Annotated in this window: 19 protein-coding genes; 6 read left to right on the forward strand and 13 right to left on the reverse strand. The window is 63.4% G+C overall.

Annotation, left to right across the window (positions count from 1 at the left end):
- Window positions 1-9 precede the first annotated feature (9 nt).
- On the reverse strand, window positions 10-1,056 hold the full coding sequence (gene trpD, locus FYJ28_RS02305; RefSeq protein WP_326831451.1) for an anthranilate phosphoribosyltransferase: 1,047 nt from the start codon (window positions 1,054-1,056) through the stop codon (window positions 10-12).
- Window positions 1,057-1,215: 159 nt separating this feature from the next.
- Between trpD and ctaE the strand changes: the two genes are divergently transcribed.
- The 4 genes from ctaE to qcrB all read left to right on the forward strand — a co-directional run bounded on the left by ctaE (window position 1,216) and on the right by qcrB (window position 5,526).
- Window positions 1,216-1,854, forward strand: coding sequence for an aa3-type cytochrome oxidase subunit III (gene ctaE, locus FYJ28_RS02310; protein WP_082413525.1), 639 nt, complete (start codon window positions 1,216-1,218; stop codon window positions 1,852-1,854).
- A gap of 78 nt (window positions 1,855-1,932) precedes the next feature.
- A complete protein-coding gene (gene qcrC, locus FYJ28_RS02315; RefSeq protein ID WP_055241048.1) occupies window positions 1,933-2,718 on the forward strand; it encodes a cytochrome bc1 complex diheme cytochrome c subunit in 786 nt (261 codons plus the stop codon).
- A gap of 85 nt (window positions 2,719-2,803) precedes the next feature.
- Complete coding sequence (gene qcrA, locus FYJ28_RS02320; RefSeq protein WP_055241047.1) at window positions 2,804-3,829, forward strand: cytochrome bc1 complex Rieske iron-sulfur subunit; 1,026 nt, start codon at window positions 2,804-2,806, stop codon at window positions 3,827-3,829.
- Between the two features lie 2 nt (window positions 3,830-3,831).
- Window positions 3,832-5,526, forward strand: a complete 1,695-nt coding sequence (gene qcrB / locus FYJ28_RS02325; protein WP_055241046.1) for a cytochrome bc1 complex cytochrome b subunit — start codon at window positions 3,832-3,834, stop codon at window positions 5,524-5,526.
- Window positions 5,527-5,616: 90 nt separating this feature from the next.
- On the opposite strand, the gene FYJ28_RS02330 is transcribed toward qcrB, so the two are convergent.
- The 7 genes from FYJ28_RS02330 to FYJ28_RS02360 all read right to left on the reverse strand — a co-directional run bounded on the left by FYJ28_RS02330 (window position 5,617) and on the right by FYJ28_RS02360 (window position 12,276).
- Window positions 5,617-6,174, reverse strand: a complete 558-nt coding sequence (locus FYJ28_RS02330) for a hypothetical protein (protein WP_055241045.1) — start codon at window positions 6,172-6,174, stop codon at window positions 5,617-5,619.
- A 23-nt stretch (window positions 6,175-6,197) separates the two neighbouring features.
- Window positions 6,198-6,992, reverse strand: coding sequence for a GntR family transcriptional regulator (locus FYJ28_RS02335; protein WP_326831471.1), 795 nt, complete (start codon window positions 6,990-6,992; stop codon window positions 6,198-6,200).
- A 201-nt stretch (window positions 6,993-7,193) separates the two neighbouring features.
- The gene (locus tag FYJ28_RS02340) at window positions 7,194-7,595 is read right to left on the reverse strand and encodes a cytochrome c oxidase subunit 4 (RefSeq protein ID WP_055241044.1); all 402 of its coding nucleotides are present in this window, start codon (window positions 7,593-7,595) and stop codon (window positions 7,194-7,196) included.
- Window positions 7,592-9,319: an aa3-type cytochrome oxidase subunit I gene (gene ctaD, locus FYJ28_RS02345; RefSeq protein ID WP_055241043.1), complete on the reverse strand. Its 1,728-nt coding sequence runs from the start codon at window positions 9,317-9,319 to the stop codon at window positions 7,592-7,594. Before ctaD ends, FYJ28_RS02340 begins: the two co-directional genes overlap by 4 nt.
- Window positions 9,320-9,338: 19 nt before the next feature.
- Window positions 9,339-10,184: an aa3-type cytochrome oxidase subunit II gene (gene ctaC, locus FYJ28_RS02350; protein WP_055241042.1), complete on the reverse strand. Its 846-nt coding sequence runs from the start codon at window positions 10,182-10,184 to the stop codon at window positions 9,339-9,341.
- Window positions 10,185-10,370: 186 nt separating this feature from the next.
- On the reverse strand, window positions 10,371-10,760 hold the full coding sequence (locus tag FYJ28_RS02355) for a HesB/IscA family protein (protein WP_055241041.1): 390 nt from the start codon (window positions 10,758-10,760) through the stop codon (window positions 10,371-10,373).
- Window positions 10,761-10,869: 109 nt separating this feature from the next.
- Window positions 10,870-12,276, reverse strand: coding sequence for a dipeptidase (locus tag FYJ28_RS02360; RefSeq protein ID WP_154578121.1), 1,407 nt, complete (start codon window positions 12,274-12,276; stop codon window positions 10,870-10,872).
- 128 nt (window positions 12,277-12,404) lie between these two features.
- On the opposite strand from FYJ28_RS02360, the gene FYJ28_RS02365 reads away from it, so the two are divergent.
- A complete protein-coding gene (locus FYJ28_RS02365; protein ID WP_055241039.1) occupies window positions 12,405-13,007 on the forward strand; it encodes a DUF3043 domain-containing protein in 603 nt (200 codons plus the stop codon).
- A 132-nt stretch (window positions 13,008-13,139) separates the two neighbouring features.
- Here the strand turns inward: FYJ28_RS02365 and FYJ28_RS02370 are convergent, their stop codons facing one another.
- Window positions 13,140-14,216, reverse strand: coding sequence for a quinone-dependent dihydroorotate dehydrogenase (locus FYJ28_RS02370; protein ID WP_154578122.1), 1,077 nt, complete (start codon window positions 14,214-14,216; stop codon window positions 13,140-13,142).
- A 126-nt stretch (window positions 14,217-14,342) separates the two neighbouring features.
- On the opposite strand from FYJ28_RS02370, the gene FYJ28_RS02375 reads away from it, so the two are divergent.
- Window positions 14,343-15,350 carry an alpha/beta hydrolase gene (locus FYJ28_RS02375; RefSeq protein ID WP_229780099.1) on the forward strand — a complete coding sequence of 336 codons (1,008 nt, stop codon included), beginning with the start codon at window positions 14,343-14,345 and terminating at the stop codon, window positions 15,348-15,350.
- Here FYJ28_RS02375 and FYJ28_RS02380 read toward each other — a convergent pair.
- The 4 genes from FYJ28_RS02380 to FYJ28_RS02395 all read right to left on the reverse strand — a co-directional run bounded on the left by FYJ28_RS02380 (window position 15,347) and on the right by FYJ28_RS02395 (window position 20,386).
- Window positions 15,347-16,144 (reverse strand): isoprenyl transferase, encoded by a 798-nt coding sequence (locus FYJ28_RS02380; protein WP_055241036.1) that lies wholly within the window; start codon window positions 16,142-16,144, stop codon window positions 15,347-15,349. The two genes, FYJ28_RS02375 and FYJ28_RS02380, sit on opposite strands and share 4 nt — an antisense overlap.
- A gap of 3 nt (window positions 16,145-16,147) precedes the next feature.
- Window positions 16,148-16,900, reverse strand: a complete 753-nt coding sequence (gene recO / locus FYJ28_RS02385; RefSeq protein ID WP_326831452.1) for a DNA repair protein RecO — start codon at window positions 16,898-16,900, stop codon at window positions 16,148-16,150.
- An 83-nt stretch (window positions 16,901-16,983) separates the two neighbouring features.
- Complete coding sequence (gene leuA / locus FYJ28_RS02390; RefSeq protein WP_055241034.1) at window positions 16,984-18,732, reverse strand: 2-isopropylmalate synthase; 1,749 nt, start codon at window positions 18,730-18,732, stop codon at window positions 16,984-16,986.
- 178 nt (window positions 18,733-18,910) lie between these two features.
- Window positions 18,911-20,386 (reverse strand): LCP family protein, encoded by a 1,476-nt coding sequence (locus FYJ28_RS02395; protein WP_229780106.1) that lies wholly within the window; start codon window positions 20,384-20,386, stop codon window positions 18,911-18,913.
- Window positions 20,387-20,434: the final 48 nt, after the last annotated feature.

The following is a 20,434-nucleotide window of genomic DNA, read 5'->3' on the forward strand; positions in this document are numbered from 1 at the left end:
ACTGCCCGGCTACTGGGTAACTTCCACCCAGCGGTCCAGAGCCTTGCGGGCCTGGCCGCTGTCCACGGACTCTTCTGCCCGGCGCAGGCCTGCCCGCAGCCGTTCGGTCAGGGTTCCCTCCGCGGCTGGATCCAGGGCCACCAGCGCAGCGGCCGCATTGAGCAGCACGGCGTCCCGGACCGGGCCCCGGTCCCCTGCCAGCACGCTCAGCACGACGGCAGCGTTCGCGGCCGCGTCCCCGCCCCGCAGATCGTCCAGGGTGGCCCTGGGTATCCCGAGGTCCATTGGATCCACTGTCGACCGCTCTACGGTGCCGTTACGGACCTCCCAGACGGTAGAGGTGCCGGTGGTGGTCAGCTCATCGAGCCCATCGCCGCCGCGGAATACCAGCGCACGCACCCCGCGTGCCGCCAGTACACCCGCAATCAGCGGTGCAAGGCGCTCGTCTGCCACGCCTATGGCTGAAGCGGAGGGACGTGAGGGATTGGTCAGGGGGCCCATGAAGTTGAAGGCGGTTGCGACGCCCATGTCCCGGCGCGCAACCGCGGCAAAGCGCATCGAGGGATGGAAGACCTGCGCGAAGCAGAACGTAATACCTGCTTCGACTGCGGAACGGGCAACGCGGTCCACGGGGAGGTCCAGCCGCACGCCCAGCGCTTCAATGACGTCTGCGGAACCCGAGGAGGACGACGCCGCGCGGTTGCCGTGCTTGACCACTTTGGCGCCGGCACCGGCACACACCAGTGCGGCCATGGAAGAGATATTGACAGTGTTATGCCTGTCACCGCCGGTTCCCACAATGTCCAGGGTCTCGCCCGGAATGTCGATGGGACGGGCATTGGCCAGCATGGCCTCCACCAGTCCTGTGAGTTCCTCCACGCTTTCGCCCTTGGCGCGCAGCGCAACCAGGAAGCCCGCGATCTGCGCGTCGGATGCATCCCCCGCCATGATCGTGTCCATCGCCCACCAGGTTTGTTCAGAACTCAGGTCCTGCCCCGCGATGAGCGCGGTAATAAGCGACGGCCAGGTGTGCTCGGAACTCGAAAACTTACTCACACGCTCTAGGTTATCTACGAATCGTAGAAAATGCTGATTTGTTTCCGGACGGCAAGTTCCGCGCCGTTGCTGGGAAGTGAGCGGTTTGGGAACGAACCAGACGCGCCGTTCGTCTGGTTCTGTTGGTGAACTGGGCAGTTTTACGGCCATAATGTCTATGTGACAACAGCGACCCATGCCCCCAGTACCCCGGCTCACCCCACGCTGAACCGCCCCAATATGGTCTCCGTAGGGACCGTGGTGTGGCTCTCCAGCGAACTCATGTTCTTTGCTGCGCTTTTCGCGATGTACTTCACTCTCCGCTCCACCTCGGGCGAGATGTGGGAGATCGAGACAGCCAAGCTGAACGTGCCGTTCGCCTTTGTGAACACGGTGATCCTTGTTTCCAGCTCCTTCTCCTGCCAGTTCGGCGTCTTCGCCGCTGAGCGGCTCCAGCCGCGCCGCACCGGCGGGCTCTTCCAGATTGCCCGTTGGGGAATGGTCGAGTGGTTCTACCTGACCTTCTTCCTCGGCGCCATCTTCGTAGCCGTCCAGGCCTTCGAGTACGCAGAACTCGTGTCCCACGGGATCTCGCTCTCCTCCAACGCCTACGGCTCCTCGTTCTACATCACCACCGGTTTCCACGGCCTGCACGTGGCCGGCGGCCTGATCGCATTCCTGTTCATCATCGGACGCGCCTACGCCGCCAAGCGGTTCGGGCACTTCGAGGCGACCTCAGCGATCGTGACGTCCTACTACTGGCACTTCGTCGACGTGGTCTGGATTGCCCTCTTCGTCATCATCTACTTCCTCAAGTAGTCCGCTTCAGGGCAGCACCACAGCAATATTCAAAGTGGCACGAGTAACCCAAAGACCACACAAGTTAGGAACCACTAAGTGAAGGCACTATCGCAAAGGCGACGTCATCCCCTGGCAGCAGTAGCACTGCTGCTGCTGGGCCTCATCGTTACCGGCGGCATCTATGCGGCTGCTTCCGGAGCGAACGAAGCCCAGGCCGCCACTACCTACACTGCCGATGATGTGCAGCAGGGCGAGAAGCTCTTCATTGCGAACTGCGCCACCTGCCACGGCATGGAGGCCAGCGGAACCGAGAACGGCCCGTCCCTCGTAGGCGTCGGTGCCGCGTCCGTCGATTTCCAGGTCGGCACCGGCCGCATGCCGATGGCCATGCAGGGCCCGCAGGCACAGCAGAAGCCGCAGCAGTTCAACGAAGAACAGACCGCACAGATGGCCGCTTACGTTGCATCCCTCGGTGCCGGCCCGTCCGTTCCGGAAGAGCAGTACCTGGAGACCAGCGGCGACGCCGCTGCCGGCGGCGAACTGTTCCGCGTCAACTGCGCCATGTGCCACAACGCTGCAGGTGCAGGCGGCGCCCTGACCCGCGGCAAGTTCGCTCCGGCCCTGGAAGGCGTCAGCGAACAGCACATCTACGAGGCCATGGTCACAGGCCCGCAGAACATGCCCGTCTTCTCTGACGCGAACCTCTCCCCCGAGGAGAAGCAGGACATCATCACGTTCCTCAAGAACATCGAAGCCAACGGTTCCCCCGGTGGAGCCGAACTCGGTTCACTCGGTCCGGTCTCCGAAGGCCTGTTCATCTGGACAGCCGGCCTGGGCCTGATCATCGCTTTCACAATCTGGTTGACCTCCCGGTCTTCCTAGTCATCGCCGCGCTCACCCCCCGGGGTGACATCACAGTTACACATAGGTCTACTAATGCAGTTTCAAGAGAAGGATGAGGGGGATCATGGGCGACCATAGTCACGGCAGTCCGAACACCTCGGGCACCGTTGCTACGGCTGGCCAGGGCGAAGAAGGGGAGTTCCAGAATCCTGGACTTCCCCCGCACCGTCCTCGCCTGGCCGACACGGATCCCCGGGCTGAGAAGCGGTCCGAGAAGCAGGTGGCGATTCTTTTCGCCATCTCCGCACTCGGTACGCTCCTGTTTTTCTACGGATATTTCTTTATCCGCCTGGATGAGAGCATTGGCACCCTGCGCATCCAGAACCTGTTCCTGGGTCTGGGCACCGCGTTCGCCATGCTCGGCATCGGCGTTGGCATTGTCCACTGGGCCAAGACGCTCATGCCGGACCACGAAGTCATCGAGGAACGCCACGAGATCCGTCCGGAAGAGGACCGCGTTGTTGCCGAGAAGATGATCGGCGACATCATCGAAGAGACCGGCATCAAGCGCCGCCCGCTGATCCGCAACACCCTCCTGGGTGCCATGGCACTGGCTCCGCTTCCCGCGATCGTGCTCTTCCGTGACCTCGGTCCGCTGCCCGGCGATGTCCTGCGCCACACCATGTGGGACAACGGCGTGCGCCTTACCCGCGACCCCAGCGGAACTCCGATCAAGGCTTCCGACGTCACCCTCGGTTCTGCCTTCCACGTGATTCCCGAGGGCCTGAACGACGCCGAGCACAAGCTCGAAGAAAAGGCCAAGGCAGTTGTCCTGCTGATGCGCCTGGATCCTTCCGAGCTGAACCCCTCCCCCGGACGCGAAGACTGGTCCGTGGACGGCATCGTTGCCTACTCCAAGATCTGCACCCACGTTGGCTGCCCGGTGGCACTCTACGAACAGCACACGCACCACCTGCTGTGCCCGTGCCACCAGTCCACCTTCGACCTGACCCAGGAATGCGCTGTCATCTTCGGTCCGGCCGTCCGTCCACTGCCGCAGCTGCCGATCGCCGTTGACGACGAGGGCTACCTCATTGCCACCAGCGACTTCACTGAACCCGTTGGACCGAGCTACTGGGAGCGTGGCTGATCATGAGTGCTACCTCTGTAACCGGCACCTACGAGCCGAAGACCAAGCTCGGGCGCATCACCAACTTCGTCGACACCCGCGTCAGCGGCTCGATGATGGTCAAGGAGTTCGGCCGCAAGGTCTTTCCTGACCACTGGTCCTTCATGTTTGGTGAAGTGGCGCTCTACAGCTTCGTCATCCTGCTCCTCTCCGGAACGTTCCTGACGTTCTTCTTTGATCCGTCCATGGCGGAAACCCACTACGAAGGCAGCTACGTTCCCCTCAAGGGCGTAGAGATGTCCGTCGCCTATGCTTCGTCGCTGGATATTTCCTTCGACGTCCGCGGCGGCCTCTTCATGCGCCAGGTCCACCACTGGTCGGCCCTGCTGTTCGTTGCCTCCGTATCGGTGCACATGCTCCGCGTCTTCTTCACCGGCGCGTTCCGCAAGCCCCGCGAACTGAACTGGGTTGTGGGCGGCGTGCTGCTCATCCTGGCCCTGGCTGCCGGCTTCACCGGCTACTCGCTCCCCGATGACCTGCTTTCCGGCAACGGCCTGCGCATCATCGACGGCGTTATCAAGGCTGTCCCGGTTGTTGGTACCTACATCAGCTTCTTCCTCTTCGGCGGGGAGTTCCCCGGCACGGCTGTGATTGGACGACTTTACGTCCTGCACATCCTCCTGGTTCCCGCCCTGATCCTGCTGATGATCGCCATCCACCTGTTCATGGTCGTTATCCACAAGCACACCCAGTGGCGCGGCCCGGGCCGTACCAACAACAACGTTGTCGGCTACCCCGTTGGACCTGTCTACGCAGCGAAGGCCGGTGGATTCTTCTTCATCGTCTTCGGCATCATCGCCTTCATCTCGGCGGTCTTCACGATCAACCCGATCTGGAACTACGGCCCCTACGACCCCTCCCCCGTATCCGCAGGCACCCAGCCTGACTGGTACATCGGCTGGGTTGACGGCGCCCTGCGCCTGATGCCGGGCTGGCTGTTCGGCTTCCCGTTCGAATGGAACATTCCGTTCCCCTGGGGCGTCAACACGCTCTCCCTGAACGTGCTGCTCCCCGCCCTGGTACCTGCCGGCATCGTCTTCACCCTGCTGTTCACATGGCCGTGGATCGAAGCCTGGGTCACCAAGGACAAGCGGATCCACAACCTGCTGGACCGCCCGCGTAACGCTCCGACCCGCACCGGCATCGGTGTTGCCGGCGTTATCTTCTACTGCGTCATGTGGGCTGCTGCCAGCTCCGACCTCATCGCCACGCACTTCCTGGTGTCGCTGAACGACGTGACTTACTGGCTCCGCTTCCTGTTCTTCTTCGGACCGGTCATCGGATTCATTGTGGCCCGCCGCATCGCCCTGGCTCTGCAGCGCAAGGACCGCGAGATTGTGCTCCACGGCGTGGAGAGCGGACGCATTGTCCGCCTGCCGCACGGCGAGTACATCGAGGTGCACGAGCCGCTGGACGAGTTCAAGCGCTACAAGCTCGTTGCCTTTGAGTCCCCCGAGGTTACCCCGGCCCAGCCGGATGCCAAGGGCAAGATCAGCCGCAGCGAAAAGCGCCGCGGAGCGCTCTCCCGGTTCTTCTTCGAAGACCGCGTTGCTCCGGTGACGCCGGCTGAACTTGAAGCCGCTCATCACCATGAAGCGCCTGCCGAAGTTGAGGCAAGCGAAGTGGATGATGCGCCTGCTTCGATCGAGAAGCACTAGCACCAATATCGACGGAAGCCCCCGGCCAGCATTGCTGGCCGGGGGCTTCTTCGTTGTTCAGGAGAAGTAAAAGGGCTGGACGCCTTCCGCCTAAAGCTCGAACGGAACCCTGGAGGGCAGAGGGTACCGGCGCACCGGATGCTCCAGGTCCGCGAACGGCGCCGAGCCAATGCTTAGTTTGGTGAAGTCCAGGCGGCTCTCCCGGATGGCTACCTGAATCCCCTTCACGGCAAGCTTCACGTCAGGCACCAGGCACAGGATGTTCAGCTTGTACGGGCTGAAGCCAGACTCTTCGACGGAGCCGAGGCCCCGCCACGCGAAATACGTGCCAATGGCCGTCGAGGCCTTGTGTTCCAGGTACCGGTCGCGTTCGGTTCCGTCCTTGGACTTCAGGGCGTACTGCGCGATCACCCAGTGATGCTGGTCTTCGGGGATCTCGGCAAACCCCTCCCCTGCACCCGCCTCCGCGAATTCCTTCAGCAGTCTCTGTGAGTCTGTGCTGTCTACGTTCTCGCGGATGGATACAGTGCCTTCGTGTCCAACCCGGCCCTTGGTCACCATCAGCGAACCGTCCTCCGGCTCGTAGACGGCTTCCCTAAAGAGCATTCCCCGGGGCGGGTCCTGCTTGTACATCCTCAGGATCTCCATTCGGCGATCCCTCCATTCTTGGTTCAGGTCGCCTGGTGGCGGCCGGGGTGGTAAGTGCGCGGTGTCCGGATTCCTGGACGCTGAAGGGGCACCCAGAGCTTGTAGCGGTCAGCACGGTAGTAAGAGACCGAGTAGTCCACCATGGACCGGGAAACATAGGCATGGCGCTGGATCTTCAGCAGCGGCGCTCCGAGGTCCACGTTGAGCAGGCGCGCGGTGGAAGCTGTTGCTGCCGTAGCCTCGATGGTGTCCTCGCCCCACTCGATCACCATCCCGTACCGCTCGCTGAGCACGCGGTAGAGCGACGTCGGCGGCTCTTCCTCGAGCATGCCGGGTACGTGCCACGCCGGGATGAAGTTCTCGTCGACACTCATCGGTTCCCCGTCGGCCAGCAGCTGGCGGCGGAACCGGATCACGGGCTGTCCCTGGTCAATCTGCAGCTCGCGAGCTACCAGATGGGATGCCGGCACCTGCTCAAAGGTGAGAACCCGCGCGTCGGGCACCATCCCGCGGCGGTGCATCTCCTCGCTGTAGGACGTGAGCTTGATCTGGAGGTCCATCTTCTGCCGGGCAACGAACGTCCCGATTCCTACGACGCGCTCCAGGACTTCGTCTGCGACCAGGGCATCGATGGCCTGCCGGACGGTCATGCGGGCCACTTTGAAGTGTTCGGCAAGCTCCCGCTCGGAAGGTACTGCCGTTCCGGGAGGCGCGTGCTGGGCTATGAACCTGCGCAGGATTTCCTCCAGCTGCCTGTGCTTGGGCACGCCGGACTTGGGGTCGATGCCCTCAGGGAAGGCCCTCAGCGCGCGTTTGATCACAACAGGGTGCTCAGAGTCTCTGTGCGGTCGGGCATTGGGTGCGGAGGCCTTCCTGGGAATTGGTGCTCCTCCAAGGATACCGGGAACACAGCCGGCGGCCGGCTAGGCCCGGAGCCGCCCCGGACCACAAAAAACCGAAGGACCCGCAGTTTCCTGCGGGTCCTTCGGTTCAACTGATCTTAGTTACCGGGCGTGAGCCTAGTGTGCGTGGTTGCCGCGGCTGTATTCGTAGACCCAGCCAACAAGTCCCACAACTGCCAGGCCGGCGCTGATGAACAGCACCCACCAGCCCACAGCGAGGCCGAGGAATCCACCGGCGCAGGCGGTCGCCAGGACCAGCGGCCACCAGCTCCAGGGGCTGAAGAACCCCTGTTCGCCGGATCCTTCGTGAATTTCAGCATCAAGCCGGTCTTCCGGACGCATGCCCACGCGGCGAGCCGTGAACATCAGGTAGTACCCGATCATCAGGGACATGCCGGCCGTCAGGAACAGTGCAAGGAAGCCAACCGGTTCCATCCAGTCCACAAGGTAGCCGTAGACAACGCCAACGACTGCGAAGAACGGAGCCATCAGGAGGAAGAGCTTTGCCTCGATTTTCACTTGACGCTCTCCTTGCGGTCAGCCGAACCGTAGACCTGGCCGGGTGCGGACTCGTTGGTGACGGTCTGCTGCAGTTCCGGGTGGTGCAGGTCCAGGGCCGGACGCTCCGAACGGATTCGGGGCAGCGACGTGAAGTTGTGGCGCGGCGGCGGGCAGGAAGTAGCCCACTCGAGCGAGGCACCGAAGCCCCACGGGTCATCAACTTCAACCTTCTTGCCGTGGCGCCAGGTGATGTAGACGTTCCAGAAGAACGGGATCAGTGAGGCACCCAGGACGAAGGAGGCGATCGTGGAGAACTGGTTCATCGCGGTGAAGTTGTCTTCCACGAGGTAGTCAGCGTAGCGGCGCGGCATGCCGATGACGCCCAGCCAGTGCTGGATCATGAACGTGCCGTGGAAGCCCAGGAACAGGAGCCAGAAGTGGATCTTGCCGAGGCGTTCGTTGAGCATCTTGCCGGTCCACTTGGGCCACCAGAAGTAGAAGCCTGCGAACATCGCGAAGACGACGGTACCGAAGACCACGTAGTGGAAGTGCGCAACCACGAAGTAGGTGTCCGACACGTGGAAGTCCAGCGGCGGAGCGGAGAGGATGATGCCGGTCAGGCCACCGAAGAGGAAGGTGATCAGGAAGCCGATGCTCCAGAGCATCGGCGTCTCAAACGTGATCGATCCGCGCCACATGGTGCCGATCCAGTTGAAGAACTTCACGCCTGTTGGAACGGCGATCAGCATGGTCATGAAGGCGAAGAACGGCAGCATGACGGCGCCGGTCACGTACATGTGGTGTGCCCACACGGTCACGGACAGGGCAGCAATGGCGATCGTTGCGTAAACCAGGCCCTTGTAGCCGAAGATCGGCTTGCGGCTGAAGACCGGGAAGATCTCCGAGACGATGCCGAAGAACGGCAGGGCGATGATGTACACCTCGGGGTGGCCGAAGAACCAGAACAGGTGCTGCCAGAGAACAGCTCCGCCGTTTTCCGGATCAAAGATATGAGCCCCGAAGCGGCGGTCAGCACCCAGTGCAAACAGTGCGGCAGCCAGCGGCGGGAACGCCATCAGGATGAGGATACCGGTCACCAGGGTGTTCCAGGTGAAGATCGGCATACGCCACATGGTCATGCCCGGGGCACGCATGCAGATGATCGTGGTGATGAAGTTGACTGCACCGAGGATGGTACCGAAGCCCGAAAGTGCAAGGCCAAAGACCCAGAGGTCACCGCCGACACCTGGCGAGAACGTTGTATTGGACAACGGTGCGTAAGCGAACCAGCCAAAGGACGCGGCGCCCTGCGGGGTGATGAACCCGGACACGGCAATGATGCTGCCGAAGAGGAAGAACCAGAACGCAAGCGCGTTCAGTCGAGGGAAGGCAACATCGGGAGCACCGATCTGCAGCGGCATCATCACGTTGGCGAAGCCGGAGAACAGCGGGGTTGCAAACATCAGCAGCATGACGGTGCCATGCATGGTGAACAGCTGGTTGTACTGTTCCTTGGTCTGCAGGATCTGCATACCGGGTTCAAACAGCTCGGCACGGATGACCAGGGCCATCACGCCGCCGAGGCAGAAGAATATGAATGACGCGATCAGGTACATGTACCCGATGGTCTTGTGGTCAGTGGAGGTGATCCAATTGACGACGATGCGTCCCTTGGAGACCGGCACGACGCGCGGGGCGACCCGGGTGCCTGCTTCCTCCGAAGTGTATTCCAGGGTAGTCATAGCTTTCCTCCTACCTCCTTTACTTCGTCGGATTCAGGTTGGTGTTGCGGTCGTATTCAGCGCCCAGCTGGCCATCTTCCAGCGTGGCCACGTAGGCCTCGTACTCGGCCTCGGAGACGACCTTCACGTTGAAGAGCATTTCAGAGTGGTACTCGCCGCAGAGTTCGGCACACTTGCCTTCGAAGGTGCCCTCCTGCTGCGGGGTGAGGGTGATGTAGTTGGTGCGGCCCGGAATCATGTCGCGCTTCTGCAGGAATGCCGGTACCCAGAACGAGTGGATGACATCGCGGGAGTTCAGCTGCAGTTCAACAGACTTGTTGACAGGCAGGTACAGCGTGGGGAATTCGTCCTGGGACTTTTCCTCGCCGTCCAGGTTTACCTGGACACCGCTGTAGTACTTGTCTTCCTTGACATAGTTGAAGTCCCAGGCCCACTGCTTGCCGCGGACGTCCACAATAACGTCCGGGTTATCGTCGCGGGCATCGAGGGCGCGGATGTCCTGGTCGGTGAAGAAGAAGAGCACCAGGACCATGAACAGCGGAATCGCCGTGTAGAAGATTTCCAGCGGCAGGTTGTAGCTGAGCTGGCGCGGGTAGCCGGTCTCATTCTTCCTGCGGCGGTAGGCAATGATGCACCAGAGGATCAGGCCCCAGGTGAGGATACCAACGGCCAGCGCGGCAATCCATGAATTGACCCAGAGGTCCATGATGCGGCCGGTGTGGTTGGTGGTGTCCCGTTCCGTGGGCAGCCAGCCCTTTTGGACATCTGATGAACAACCCGATAAAAACAACGCGCCGGCCGACGTTACGGCTGAGATCTTTAAGATCCTGGCGCGTCGGCTGCTGGTTCGGTCCTGCGAACTCACAGACGGCCCTTCCTCTTGTTACGTGCAAGTGCGGCACAGCGGACAGAAAAATCCCCCCAGCTGCGCACGATCAGTTTTACTACTACGTGTAGAGCTTACCCCGGACGCGGTGCTGTCCAGTGACAGACTGCACCGCGTGCCGGGCAAAATACCCTCTATTACGGCTCGAAAGCCGTGTTTTCGGGCCTAGTGGAAGGAGTCTCCACAGGCGCAGGAGCCACCGGCGTTGGGGTTGTCGATGGTGAAACCCTGCTTTGAAATCGTATCTTCGAAATCGATCGAGGCTCCGGCCAGGTACGGCACGCTCATCTTGTCGACGATGACCTCAACGCCGTCGAAGTCGCGAACCGCATCGCCGTCGAGCACACGCTCGTCGAAGTAAAGCTGGTAGATCAGGCCCGAGCAGCCCCCGGGCTGAACGGCAACCCGCAGCCGCAGGTCAGTGCGGCCCTCCTGCTCAAGGAGGGAGCGGACCTTGCCGGCGGCAACCTCGGACAGCATCACGTCGTGCGTGGGCAGTTCTTCGGCTGCTTCGGTTCCAACCAGGCCAGCGTTCTCACTCGTGGAAGTGCTCATTGCTTCTCTCTTTCCGTCCGGGCGCCCGGTCCCGTTTGTGCCGTCGGCTAACGGGACCGGAGCCAGTTCACTCAATGGTACGTCGGCGCACCCCTACAGCTCTAACGGCCTAAGGGGTTTCGGGCATTCCCAGGCGTGCCAAAAGCAGGGCCTCCGCGAGGACGGCGTTCCGGAAATCATCCAGGTGCAGCGACTCGTTGGCCGAGTGTGCCCGCGAATCAGGATCTTCCACCCCGGTGATCAGGATCTGGGCTGCCGGGAACACCTCCACGAGATCGGCGATGAAGGGAATGGAGCCGCCGACACCCATCTCCACGGGTTTGGTGCCCCAGGCCGCTTCAAGTGCCCACAGTGCGGTCTGGGCCGCGGGTGCCGCAGTGTCGGTGGCGAAGGCGTTGCCCCGCTCCCCCGGTGTAAACACAACCTCTGCACCGAACGGCGCATTGGCTGCCAGGTGGCGGGCCATGGCGTCCATGGCCGCTTCCGGATCCTGTCCAGGCGCAAGGCGCATGCTGAACTTGGCACGCGCCGAAGGCTGGATCGTGTTCGAAGACATGGCGACCGAGGGAACATCGATGCCGATGATGGACAGTGCGGGTTTGGTCCAGAGCCTTGAGGCGATAGACCCCTCCCCCGCCAGCCGGACCGAATCCAGGACGGAAGAATCCTGTCGGAAGTCCTCCTCCGGGTAATCCACCTCTGCGTCGTCAAACCCTTCCAGGCCTTCGATGGCGAGGTTGCCGCGTTCGTCGTGGAAAGTGGCGATCAGCCGGGCGAGCAGTGTCGGTGCGTCCAGTACCGGACCTCCGAACATGCCCGAGTGCACTGCGTGGCCGAGTACGCGCACCTCGAAGGTTCCGTCAACAAGGCCGCGGAGGCTGGTGGTGAGCGCCGGAGTGCCCACCTTCCAGTTGCCGGAGTCTGCGACGACAATGACGTCGGCCTGCAGCAGGTCGCGGTGGGTCTCCAGGAACGTGCGGAAGGTGGGGGAACCAGCTTCTTCCTCCCCTTCGATGAAGAAAGTGATTCCGACGCCGGAGTCCGCGCCGAGGACTTCGTCGAGGGCACGCAGCGCTCCGACGTGGACCATGATTCCGGCCTTGTCATCGGCCGCGCCGCGCCCGTAAAGCCGGCCGTTGCGCTCCGTCGCAGTGAACGGCTCGGTTTCCCAGAGGGAAAGATCTCCCGGGGGCTGGACGTCGTGGTGGGCGTACAGCAGCACGGTCGGCTTGCCGGGGGCTGCCGGACGGCGCGCGACGACGGCGGGCCCGCCCGGCTTGCCGTTGTTGTCCACCCGCAGGATCTGGACGTCGTCCAGTCCGGCGCCGCGGAGCAGCTCCGCCACGGCGTCTGCGGAACGGTCAAGGTTCTCTGGGTCAAACGAATCCCAGGCGATGCCGGGTATGGCAACCAGCCTGGTGAGGTCTTCTAGTGTCCGGGGAAAGGCAGCGGCCACGCTGTTGCGCAGCGCAGCTTCGTCCGGGAGGCTGCTGGAGGATTCGGGTGTCGAAGTCATATGGCAAACCCTACAACCGCACCCCGGCCGGGTTCGAGGCACCCGCTTCCCCCGTACCGCTGCCGCAGCCATGTGGCGTCCACCGGTAAGCTCGCGCAGGCCACGCGCGGGTCAGGTATCCTTGATGAGTGTTCGGACGAAAGAAAGAAGCGCCCACCGCGCAGGAAACTGTGGACCACGCAGCGGCCCAGGCCACGGAGTCAGCGAAGGCAGGCACCTCCGCCGGCAAGGGTGCTCCCACCCCCAGGCGCAAGGACCAGGTTGCCGCCCGCAAGCGTCCCCTGGTGCCCAATGACCGCAAGGCTGCCCGCGAAGCCAGCCGCGCCGCCATGCGTGAGGAGCGCCTGAAGACCCGTGCTGCCCTCGATACGGGCGACGAGCGTTACCTTCCGCTGCGGGACAAGGGACCGAACCGGCGTTTTGTCCGTGACGTGGTGGATGCCCGCTGGAACGTGGGCGAGTTCGTGATGATTGCCGCCGCCGTCTTTGTGGTGGCCAGCTTCATCCAGAACCTCACTATCCAGAGCTTCATCCTGATGGCCTTCTGGGCACTGATTGTCCTGGTGGTGGTCGACAGCTTCCGCATCCGCTTCCTCCTGCGCCGCCGGCTCACCGAAAAGTTTGGCGCCCCCAACCAGGGAGACGTCTGGTACGGGATCTCCCGCGCCCTGCAGCTGCGCCGGTTCCGCCTGCCCAAGCCCCAGGTGCGCCGCGGAGACAAGGTTTCCTAACAGCCTCATACAGCAGGAAAAGGGACCGGTTCACTGTTGAACCGGTCCCTTTTCCTGTGTCTGCATAGTGTCCGGCGCCCGCCGTCACCGCCGGATCCCCCGCGCTGGGCGGACGGATGCCGTCCCGGCAGACTAGCCGCGGCGGCGCTGGAGCTGCCGGACCCGCCGGTTGATGCGTCCGGCCCAGAAGGGACCTTCATACAGGAAGGCCGTGTAGCCCTGAACCAGGTTCGCGCCGGCGTCGAGCCGTTCCTGGACATCGTCTCCGGTTTCAACACCGCCCACGGAGATGATCACCGGCCCCTCCCCCAGCGCGGCCCGCAGGCGGCGCAGCACTTCAAGGGACCTCTGCTTCAGCGGAGCACCGCTCAGCCCGCCCACGCCCGCAGCAATAACAGTCTCTGGGTCAGTGACCAGGCCCTCGCGCTGAATGGTGGTGTTGGTGGCAACTACCCCGTCCAGGTTCAGGTCCAGGGCCAGCCGGGCGACGTCGTCAATGTCTTCATCAGTGAGGTCCGGCGCAATCTTGACGAGCAGCGGCACGTGCCTTCCGGCCGTCTCGTCGGCTGTGCGGCCCACTTCGGTCAGCAGTGGACGCAGCGAATCGATGCTCTGCAGCTGGCGCAGACCCGGGGTATTCGGGGAGCTCACGTTTACCACGAGGTAGTCGGCGTCGGCGGCGAGGAGCCGCGTGCTGGCAAGGTAATCCTCCACCGCATCCTCGAGCCCGACCTTCTTGGTCTTCCCGATGTTCACGCCGACAATCGGGCGCGTCCGGCCCCAGCGGCGGTACAGGCCGTCCACGGCTTTCCGGACCCGCGGCGCGACGGCGGCGGCGCCGTCGTTATTGAACCCCATCCGGTTGATGACTGCACGGTCTTCGACCAGCCGGAACAGGCGGGGTTTGGCGCTTCCGGGCTGCGCCTGTGCCGTAACCGTTCCCAGTTCCACGTGTCCGAACCCCAGGTTCGCCAGTGCCACAACGGCAGCCCCTTCCTTGTCGAAACCCGCGGCAAGGCCAAAAGGTGACGGGAACGTGAGGCCCAGTGCTTCCGTGGCCAGCTCCGGCGACGGCCGGGTCAGGGCACGCAGCACCGGGGCAGCCGGGGTAAAGGCCATCGCACGGATGGCTTCATAACCGATCTTGTGGGCTTTTTCGGGGTCCATTCCGGAGAAGACAACCCGGAAGAACGTGGGGTAGACGCGCATGTTTTAATGCTTTCACCCCGGGTGTCCTGCACCAAATCGCGGTCCGGACGGCACGTCCGATTCGTGTATTTTCGTTATATGGCGCAGAACTGGCAACCGGACAGGTTGGGGCACGGATACCGCTGCTTGACACTGGACCTTGGCGAGGATGACGAAGGCCCGGTCGCCGCCACCCTGGTCTCCTACACGCCTGAGCCTCCCCCTGCCCCGACGCTGGCGGCCAAAGTGCGTGAGCGGATCGCCCGGATGCGCGGACCGGTGGAGCCTGCGCCGGTTCACGCCGTGGTTTACATCCACGGCTGGGCTGACTACTTCTTCCAGACGGAACTGGCTGCCTTCTGGGCGGAACGCGGCGTGGCCTTTTATGCGCTGGATCTGAGGAAATACGGCCGCAGCCTGCGCCCGGGACAGTCCGAAGGCTTTATTACGGACCTCTCCGAGTACGACGCCGACATTGAGTCGGCGCTGGCCGCCGCCACAGAGGACATCAGGTCCAGCCGCGGCGCCGGGACTCCGGTGCGGATGTCCCTAATGGCCCACTCAACCGGCGGCCTGGTTGCCTCACTGTGGGCACACCGGAATCCGGGCAGGCTGGAAACCCTGATCCTAAACAGTCCTTGGCTTGAACTGCGCGGCAGCTCGCTGGCACGCAACGCCGCAGCCGGCCTGCTGGAGCCGCTCGCCCGCACGAGGCCCAAGGCCCGCCTGAAAATTCCCGAGCTCGACTACTACTGGCGGTCGCTGAGCAACGAGGCCGACGGCGAGTGGGAACTGGATCCCGTGTGGAAACCCCCGGGCAGCTGGCCGATCCGGGCCGGCTGGATCTCCGCTGTCCTGGCCGGACACGCGCAGGTTGCCAAGGGCCTGTCAATTGACTGCCCGGTGTTGGTGATGACATCTGCCCGTTCCACTATCGGCACCACCTGGAACGAGTCGATGATGACGTCGGACAGCGTGCTTGACGTCAGTCTTATGGTGCAGCGTGCCCTGCAGCTGGGGCCGGTTGTCACAGTCCTCCGCTTTGACGGCGCCCTGCACGACATCCTGCTCTCTGCCAAACCGGTGCGCAGGCTGGTTTACCGGGGAATGGACCGGTGGACCAGGGCCTACCTGCTGGGCGCCGGGCCGGGCTAGGAGCCCGCCGCCGCCTGGTCCACCGCTCCCCCGTACCGCCGGTCCCGCCGCGCATAGATTTCAACGGCCTCCCAAAGCGTACGCCGGTCAACGTCCGGCCAGAGCGTGTTCATAAAGACCATCTCGGCGTAGGCAGACTGCCAGAGCATGAAGTTGGAGAGCCGCTGCTCGCCGGAGGTCCGCAGGAAAAGGTCGACGTCGGGAAGGTCCGGCTCATCGAGGTAGCGCTGGATCGTCTTCTCCGAGATGCTGCCGGGACGCAGTTTCCCGTTCTTGACGTCTTCCGCGATCGCGCTGACGGCGTCGGTGATTTCGGCGCGGCCGCCGTAGTTCACACACATGTTAAGCGTGCACGTCGTATTGTTCCTGGTTTGTTCCTCTGCGACCTCGAGTTCCTTCACCACGGAACCCCAGAGCCTGGGGCGGCGTCCGGACCAGCGGATCCGTACCCCCCATTCATCGAGCTGGTCGCGCTGGCGGCGGAGCACATCCCGGCTAAAGCCCATCAGGAACCGCACCTCTTCAGGTGACCGCTTCCAGTTTTCAGTAGAGAACGCGTAGACGGACACGTGCTGAATGCCGATCTCCACCGCACCGGCCATCACATCCAGAAGCGCGGCTTCACCGGCACGGTGGCCCTCCGTGCGCGGCAGGCCGCGCTGGTTGGCCCAGCGGCCATTGCCGTCCATCACGATTGCCACGTGCCCTGGGACCAGTTCCCTGGGGACAGGCGGAGGCACGGCCCCGGAAGGGTGCGGCCAGGGCGGCGTCGGAGAATTGCGGGGAGGGACCAAGACTTACACACGCTCCACATGTTGAAGGGACTTTACGACGCGTTCCAGGTGCCACTGCAGGTAGCTGGCCACCAGTCCCGCGGATTCACGCCGCGGCTGGGGACCGGAGGAGTCTGCATGTTCCCAGTCACCGCTGAGCAGTGCGGCCAGCAGCTCCATCGTTTCCGCAGACGGAGACGCGGAACCCGGAGGGCGGCACACCGGACAGACAGCTCCCCCAAGGGGTGCGGAAAACGCCGAGTGCGGCCCCGGTGCCCCGCAGCGGGCGCAATCGGTGAACGTTGGGGCCCATCCGGCGGTGGCCAGCGCCCGAAGGAGATACGAATCAAGTATGAGCTCAGGCGGGTGTGCGCCCCGGCTTAGCGCCGCCATCGCCCCGATGACCAGCGGATAATGGGCATTCGCGGATTCACCGTCCGCATCGGTAAGCCGTTCGGCAGTCTCGGCCACCGCTGCTGCAGCAGTATAACGGGCGTAGTCTGCTGCGATTCCGGCCCCATAGGCCCCTTTGGTCTGGGCCTGGGTCACGATGTCCAGGCTGCGGCCGTGGGAGAGCTGCAGGTCCACGACCATAAAGGGCTCCAGCCGGGCACCGAACTTGCTTGAGGTGCGGCGCACTCCCTTGGCCACCGCACGGACCTGGCCGTGGTTGCGCGTCAGGAGGATGACGATCCTGTCTGCTTCACCCAGTTTGTGGGTGCGCAGGACCACTCCCTCATCGCGGTAGGTCCGCGAAGCGAATGATTTATTGGCCACGGGACCATTTTCCCACGCAGCAGCGCGCCCGGCTGCAGCTGCAGCCGGGCGCGCCCTGCACCGGTTGGCAGCCGGCGGCTGTGCTACTCGCCGGAAGCGTCGCGGATCGCCCGGTTCACTGCGGAAACCACGGCCTTCAAGGCAGAAAGCGTGGTGTTGGAGTCAATGCCAACGCCCCACAGCACACGCTCGCCGACGGCGAGCTCAACGTACGCGGCAGCCATTGCCTTGCCGCTGGCGGAGAGTGCGTGCTCGGAGTAGTCGAGCAGGCGGACATCCACGCCGTCCTGGCTCAGGATCTGGAGCAGGGCGTCGATAGGACCTGTACCGGAGGCGACGCGGCGCTGCTGGACGCCGCCTGCACGCAGGCTGGCGGTCAGCAGGAACGAACCGTTCTCTGCAGTGTCGGCTGTGACGGAGGTCAGCGCATAGTGGCCCCACGGTTCGGCACCTGTATCAGGGGACGTGGGCAGGTACTCGTCCTGGAAGACCCGCCACAGCTCCGCGCCGGTGACTTCTCCGCCAACGGTGTCCGTACGGCGCTGGATGACGCCGGAGAACTCGATCTGTGCACGGCGGGGCAGGTCCAGGTTGTGCTCGTTCTTGAGCAGGTAAGCCACTCCGCCCTTGCCGGACTGGGAGTTCACCCGGATTACGGCTTCGTAGCTCCGGCCAATGTCCTTCGGGTCGATGGGCAGGTACGGAACGCCCCACTCGAGCTCGTCCACGGACTTGCCGGCTGCTGCGGCTTCCTTCTCCATGGACTCGAAGCCCTTCTTGATGGCGTCCTGGTGGGAGCCGGAGAAGGCCGTGAAGACAAGGTCTCCGCCGTAGGGTGAACGTTCCGGCACCGGCAGCTGGTTGCAGTATTCGACCGTGCGGCGGATTTCGTCCATGTTCGAGAAATCGATCTGAGGGTCGATGCCCTGGCTGAACATGTTCATGCCCAGGGTGATCAGGTCAACGTTTCCGGTGCGCTCTCCGTTGCCGAAGAGGCATCCTTCGATCCGGTCAGCGCCGGCCAGGTATCCCAGCTCAGCGGCTGCGACGCCGGTGCCGCGGTCGTTGTGCGGGTGCAGCGACAGGATGATGGCCTCGCGGTTGGCAAGGTTGCGGTGCATCCATTCAATGGAGTCCGCGTAAACGTTCGGAGTCGCCATTTCCACCGTCGCGGGCAGGTTCAGGATCATCTGGCGGTCCGTGGATGCTTCAAGGACCTCGGCAACGGCGTTGGAAATCCGCAGTGCGAAGTCGAGTTCGGTGCCCGTGTAGGACTCCGGGGAGTATTCATACGTGACATCGATGCCGCTCAGCTGCTCTTCGTACTTCTTGCAGAGCCGGGCGCCGTTCAGGGCAATGTCCACGATACCGTCCTGGTCGGTGTTGAACACGACCTTCCGCTGGAGGACAGAGGTGGAGTTGTAGAGATGGACGATCGCGCGGTCTGCACCTTCGAGGGCGTCATAGGTGCGCTCGATGAGGTGTTCCCGGGACTGTGTGAGCACCTGGATCGTAACGTCGTCGGGAATCCGGTCGCCTTCAATGAGCTGGCGGACAAAGTCGAAGTCCAGCTGGGAGGCTGAGGGGAAGCCGACCTCGATTTCCTTGTAGCCCATGTTCACAAGCAGATCGAACATCTTGTGCTTGCGTTCGGGGGTCATCGGGTCGATCAGCGCCTGGTTGCCGTCACGGAGGTCGACTGCGCACCAGCGGGGGGCCTTGGTGATCACTTTGTCGGGCCAGGTACGGTCTGCCAGATCAACGGCGATCTGGTCCTGGAACGGAACATATTTGTGGATCGGCATGCCGGAGGGCTGCTGTGCGTTTCGCATGGTATCTGGGGTGGCCTTTTCTTGTAGAGCTTCAGAAATGGTGGCCGGGCAACACAAACTCCGCAGCGAGGGTTCGGCCTAAACAGTTGTTCGTGTGGCCTCGCCGCGGCAGCTAAGGAGGAGGTTCTCTGCGCGCACCTGCCCAGACTAGCACGCAGGTTCCGGGGGCTCGGAAAGCTTAGTAACCGAAGGCCGACTGGCACGTAACCTGTGCCGCAGTCTGCCCGGTCAGCCCGCCGAGGTCCCCGGTGTCCTCCATGACGTTGCCCTTGGTGAAGTCGGAACCAACCTGCACGACGACGCCGCTCACCACGGCGCTGGCGCTGACCTGGGAGGCGGGAATGTTCAGGGCCTCAGCTACTTCGAGGGCCATTTCGTCGTACCCGGGAGTAAAGAAGATCTGGGTACCGGGTGTTGTTGACTGTGACAGTCCACCGGCCAGGGCCTGCGTGAATCCTTCGCTGAGCAGGTACTCGGCGAGCTCGGCGTCGCGGCCGCTTTCGGTTCCGTCGATCCCGTCCAGCAGGGTCACGGGAATGGTGGCGGGGTCGATCGCAGGCGCTGAGGGTTCCGGCGCGGCAGATTCGGTGCCGGGGGTTTCAGTGCCGGGTTCTTCGGCTTCCCCGGCAACCCCGATGGGCTGGTCAGCGACCAGTGCATCAAACAGGGGCTGCGCTGCGGTCTCGTCAAGGACGAGGCGGTTGGGATCGAGTTCGTAGGGAACCACCGGGACAGTCACGAAGGCAACGTTGCCCAGGTCTACGTCCTTGAGCCTGCCGGCCATGGCGATCAGGGTGGGGATGTCGGTGAGTCCGTCGTCGACGGTGAGGTTCTTGGTCACGGTGTCGGCAATTGAATACAGGCGGGGCAGGTTGTTCAGTGTTCCTTCGCCCTGGACCTTGCGGACCATGGACGCCAGGAAGCTTTGCTGCGCCTTGATACGGCCTTCGTCACCGCCGTTGCCGAAGCCGTGCCTGGTGCGCAGGAACGCCAGTGCCTGGTCGCCCTGGATACTTGAAACGCCGGCCGGGATGTTCAGCCCTGACAACGGGTCATCCACAGGCTGGTTCACGCAGACTTCAACACCGCCAAGGGTGTTGGAAAGTTCCTTGACCGCGTTGAAGTCGGCCATCATGAAGTGGTCAATGCTCAGGCCGGTTAGCTGGTTGATGGCTGCAACGGTGCATCCGGGGCCTCCGTTGCCCAGTGCGCCGTTCAGCTGGCCCAGGTCCATGGCCTCATACTGCAGTCCGGACTCGGGATCGGTGCAGGCCGGAAGCGCCACAAGGAGGTCGCGCGGGAAGCTGACAACAGTTACGTGGGACCGGTCCGCTGCCATGTTCACGAGCATCATGACGTCGGAGTTGTTCGAATCCTGGCCTTCGCGGTTGTCGGTGCCAAGCACCAGGATCTGCATGGCGTCCCGGTTCGTGTCCCCCGGAAGCTCGTCCTGGTTCTGGCCAATGTTCAGCGGCTTGGTATCGAAGTTGCTCTGCAGGCGCAGCAGCTGCACGCCGGCAAAGACGAGCCCGGACACAAGGGTCAGGGACAGCACCAGGGCCAGGGCGGCCAGTACGGGGTGCCCGCCGCGGGCAGCACCGTTGCCCAGATGGCGGCCGCCCGGAACTGCGGCAGTCCGGCGTCGGCTTGGCAATCCGGATCCGGAGGGACCAGGACCTGCAGCGGCACGGCGTGATGGCAT

This window comes from Arthrobacter sp. BL-252-APC-1A, assembly GCF_009696625.1.
Classification (GTDB): domain Bacteria; phylum Actinomycetota; class Actinomycetes; order Actinomycetales; family Micrococcaceae; genus Arthrobacter_B.

Excerpts from the sequence above, each read along its gene's own strand:
- qcrA (WP_055241047.1), top strand. The coding sequence starts at position 2,804 with ATGGGCGACCATAGTCACGGCAGTCCGAACACCTCGGGCACCGTTGCT.
- qcrB (WP_055241046.1), top strand. The coding sequence starts at position 3,832 with ATGAGTGCTACCTCTGTAACCGGCACCTACGAGCCGAAGACCAAGCTC.
- FYJ28_RS02330 (WP_055241045.1), bottom strand. The coding sequence starts at position 6,174 with ATGGAGATCCTGAGGATGTACAAGCAGGACCCGCCCCGGGGAATGCTC.
- ctaD (WP_055241043.1), bottom strand. The coding sequence starts at position 9,319 with ATGACTACCCTGGAATACACTTCGGAGGAAGCAGGCACCCGGGTCGCC.
- FYJ28_RS02355 (WP_055241041.1), bottom strand. The coding sequence starts at position 10,760 with ATGAGCACTTCCACGAGTGAGAACGCTGGCCTGGTTGGAACCGAAGCA.
- FYJ28_RS02360 (WP_154578121.1), bottom strand. The coding sequence starts at position 12,276 with ATGACTTCGACACCCGAATCCTCCAGCAGCCTCCCGGACGAAGCTGCG.
- FYJ28_RS02370 (WP_154578122.1), bottom strand. The coding sequence starts at position 14,216 with ATGCGCGTCTACCCCACGTTCTTCCGGGTTGTCTTCTCCGGAATGGAC.
- leuA (WP_055241034.1), bottom strand. The coding sequence starts at position 18,732 with ATGCGAAACGCACAGCAGCCCTCCGGCATGCCGATCCACAAATATGTT.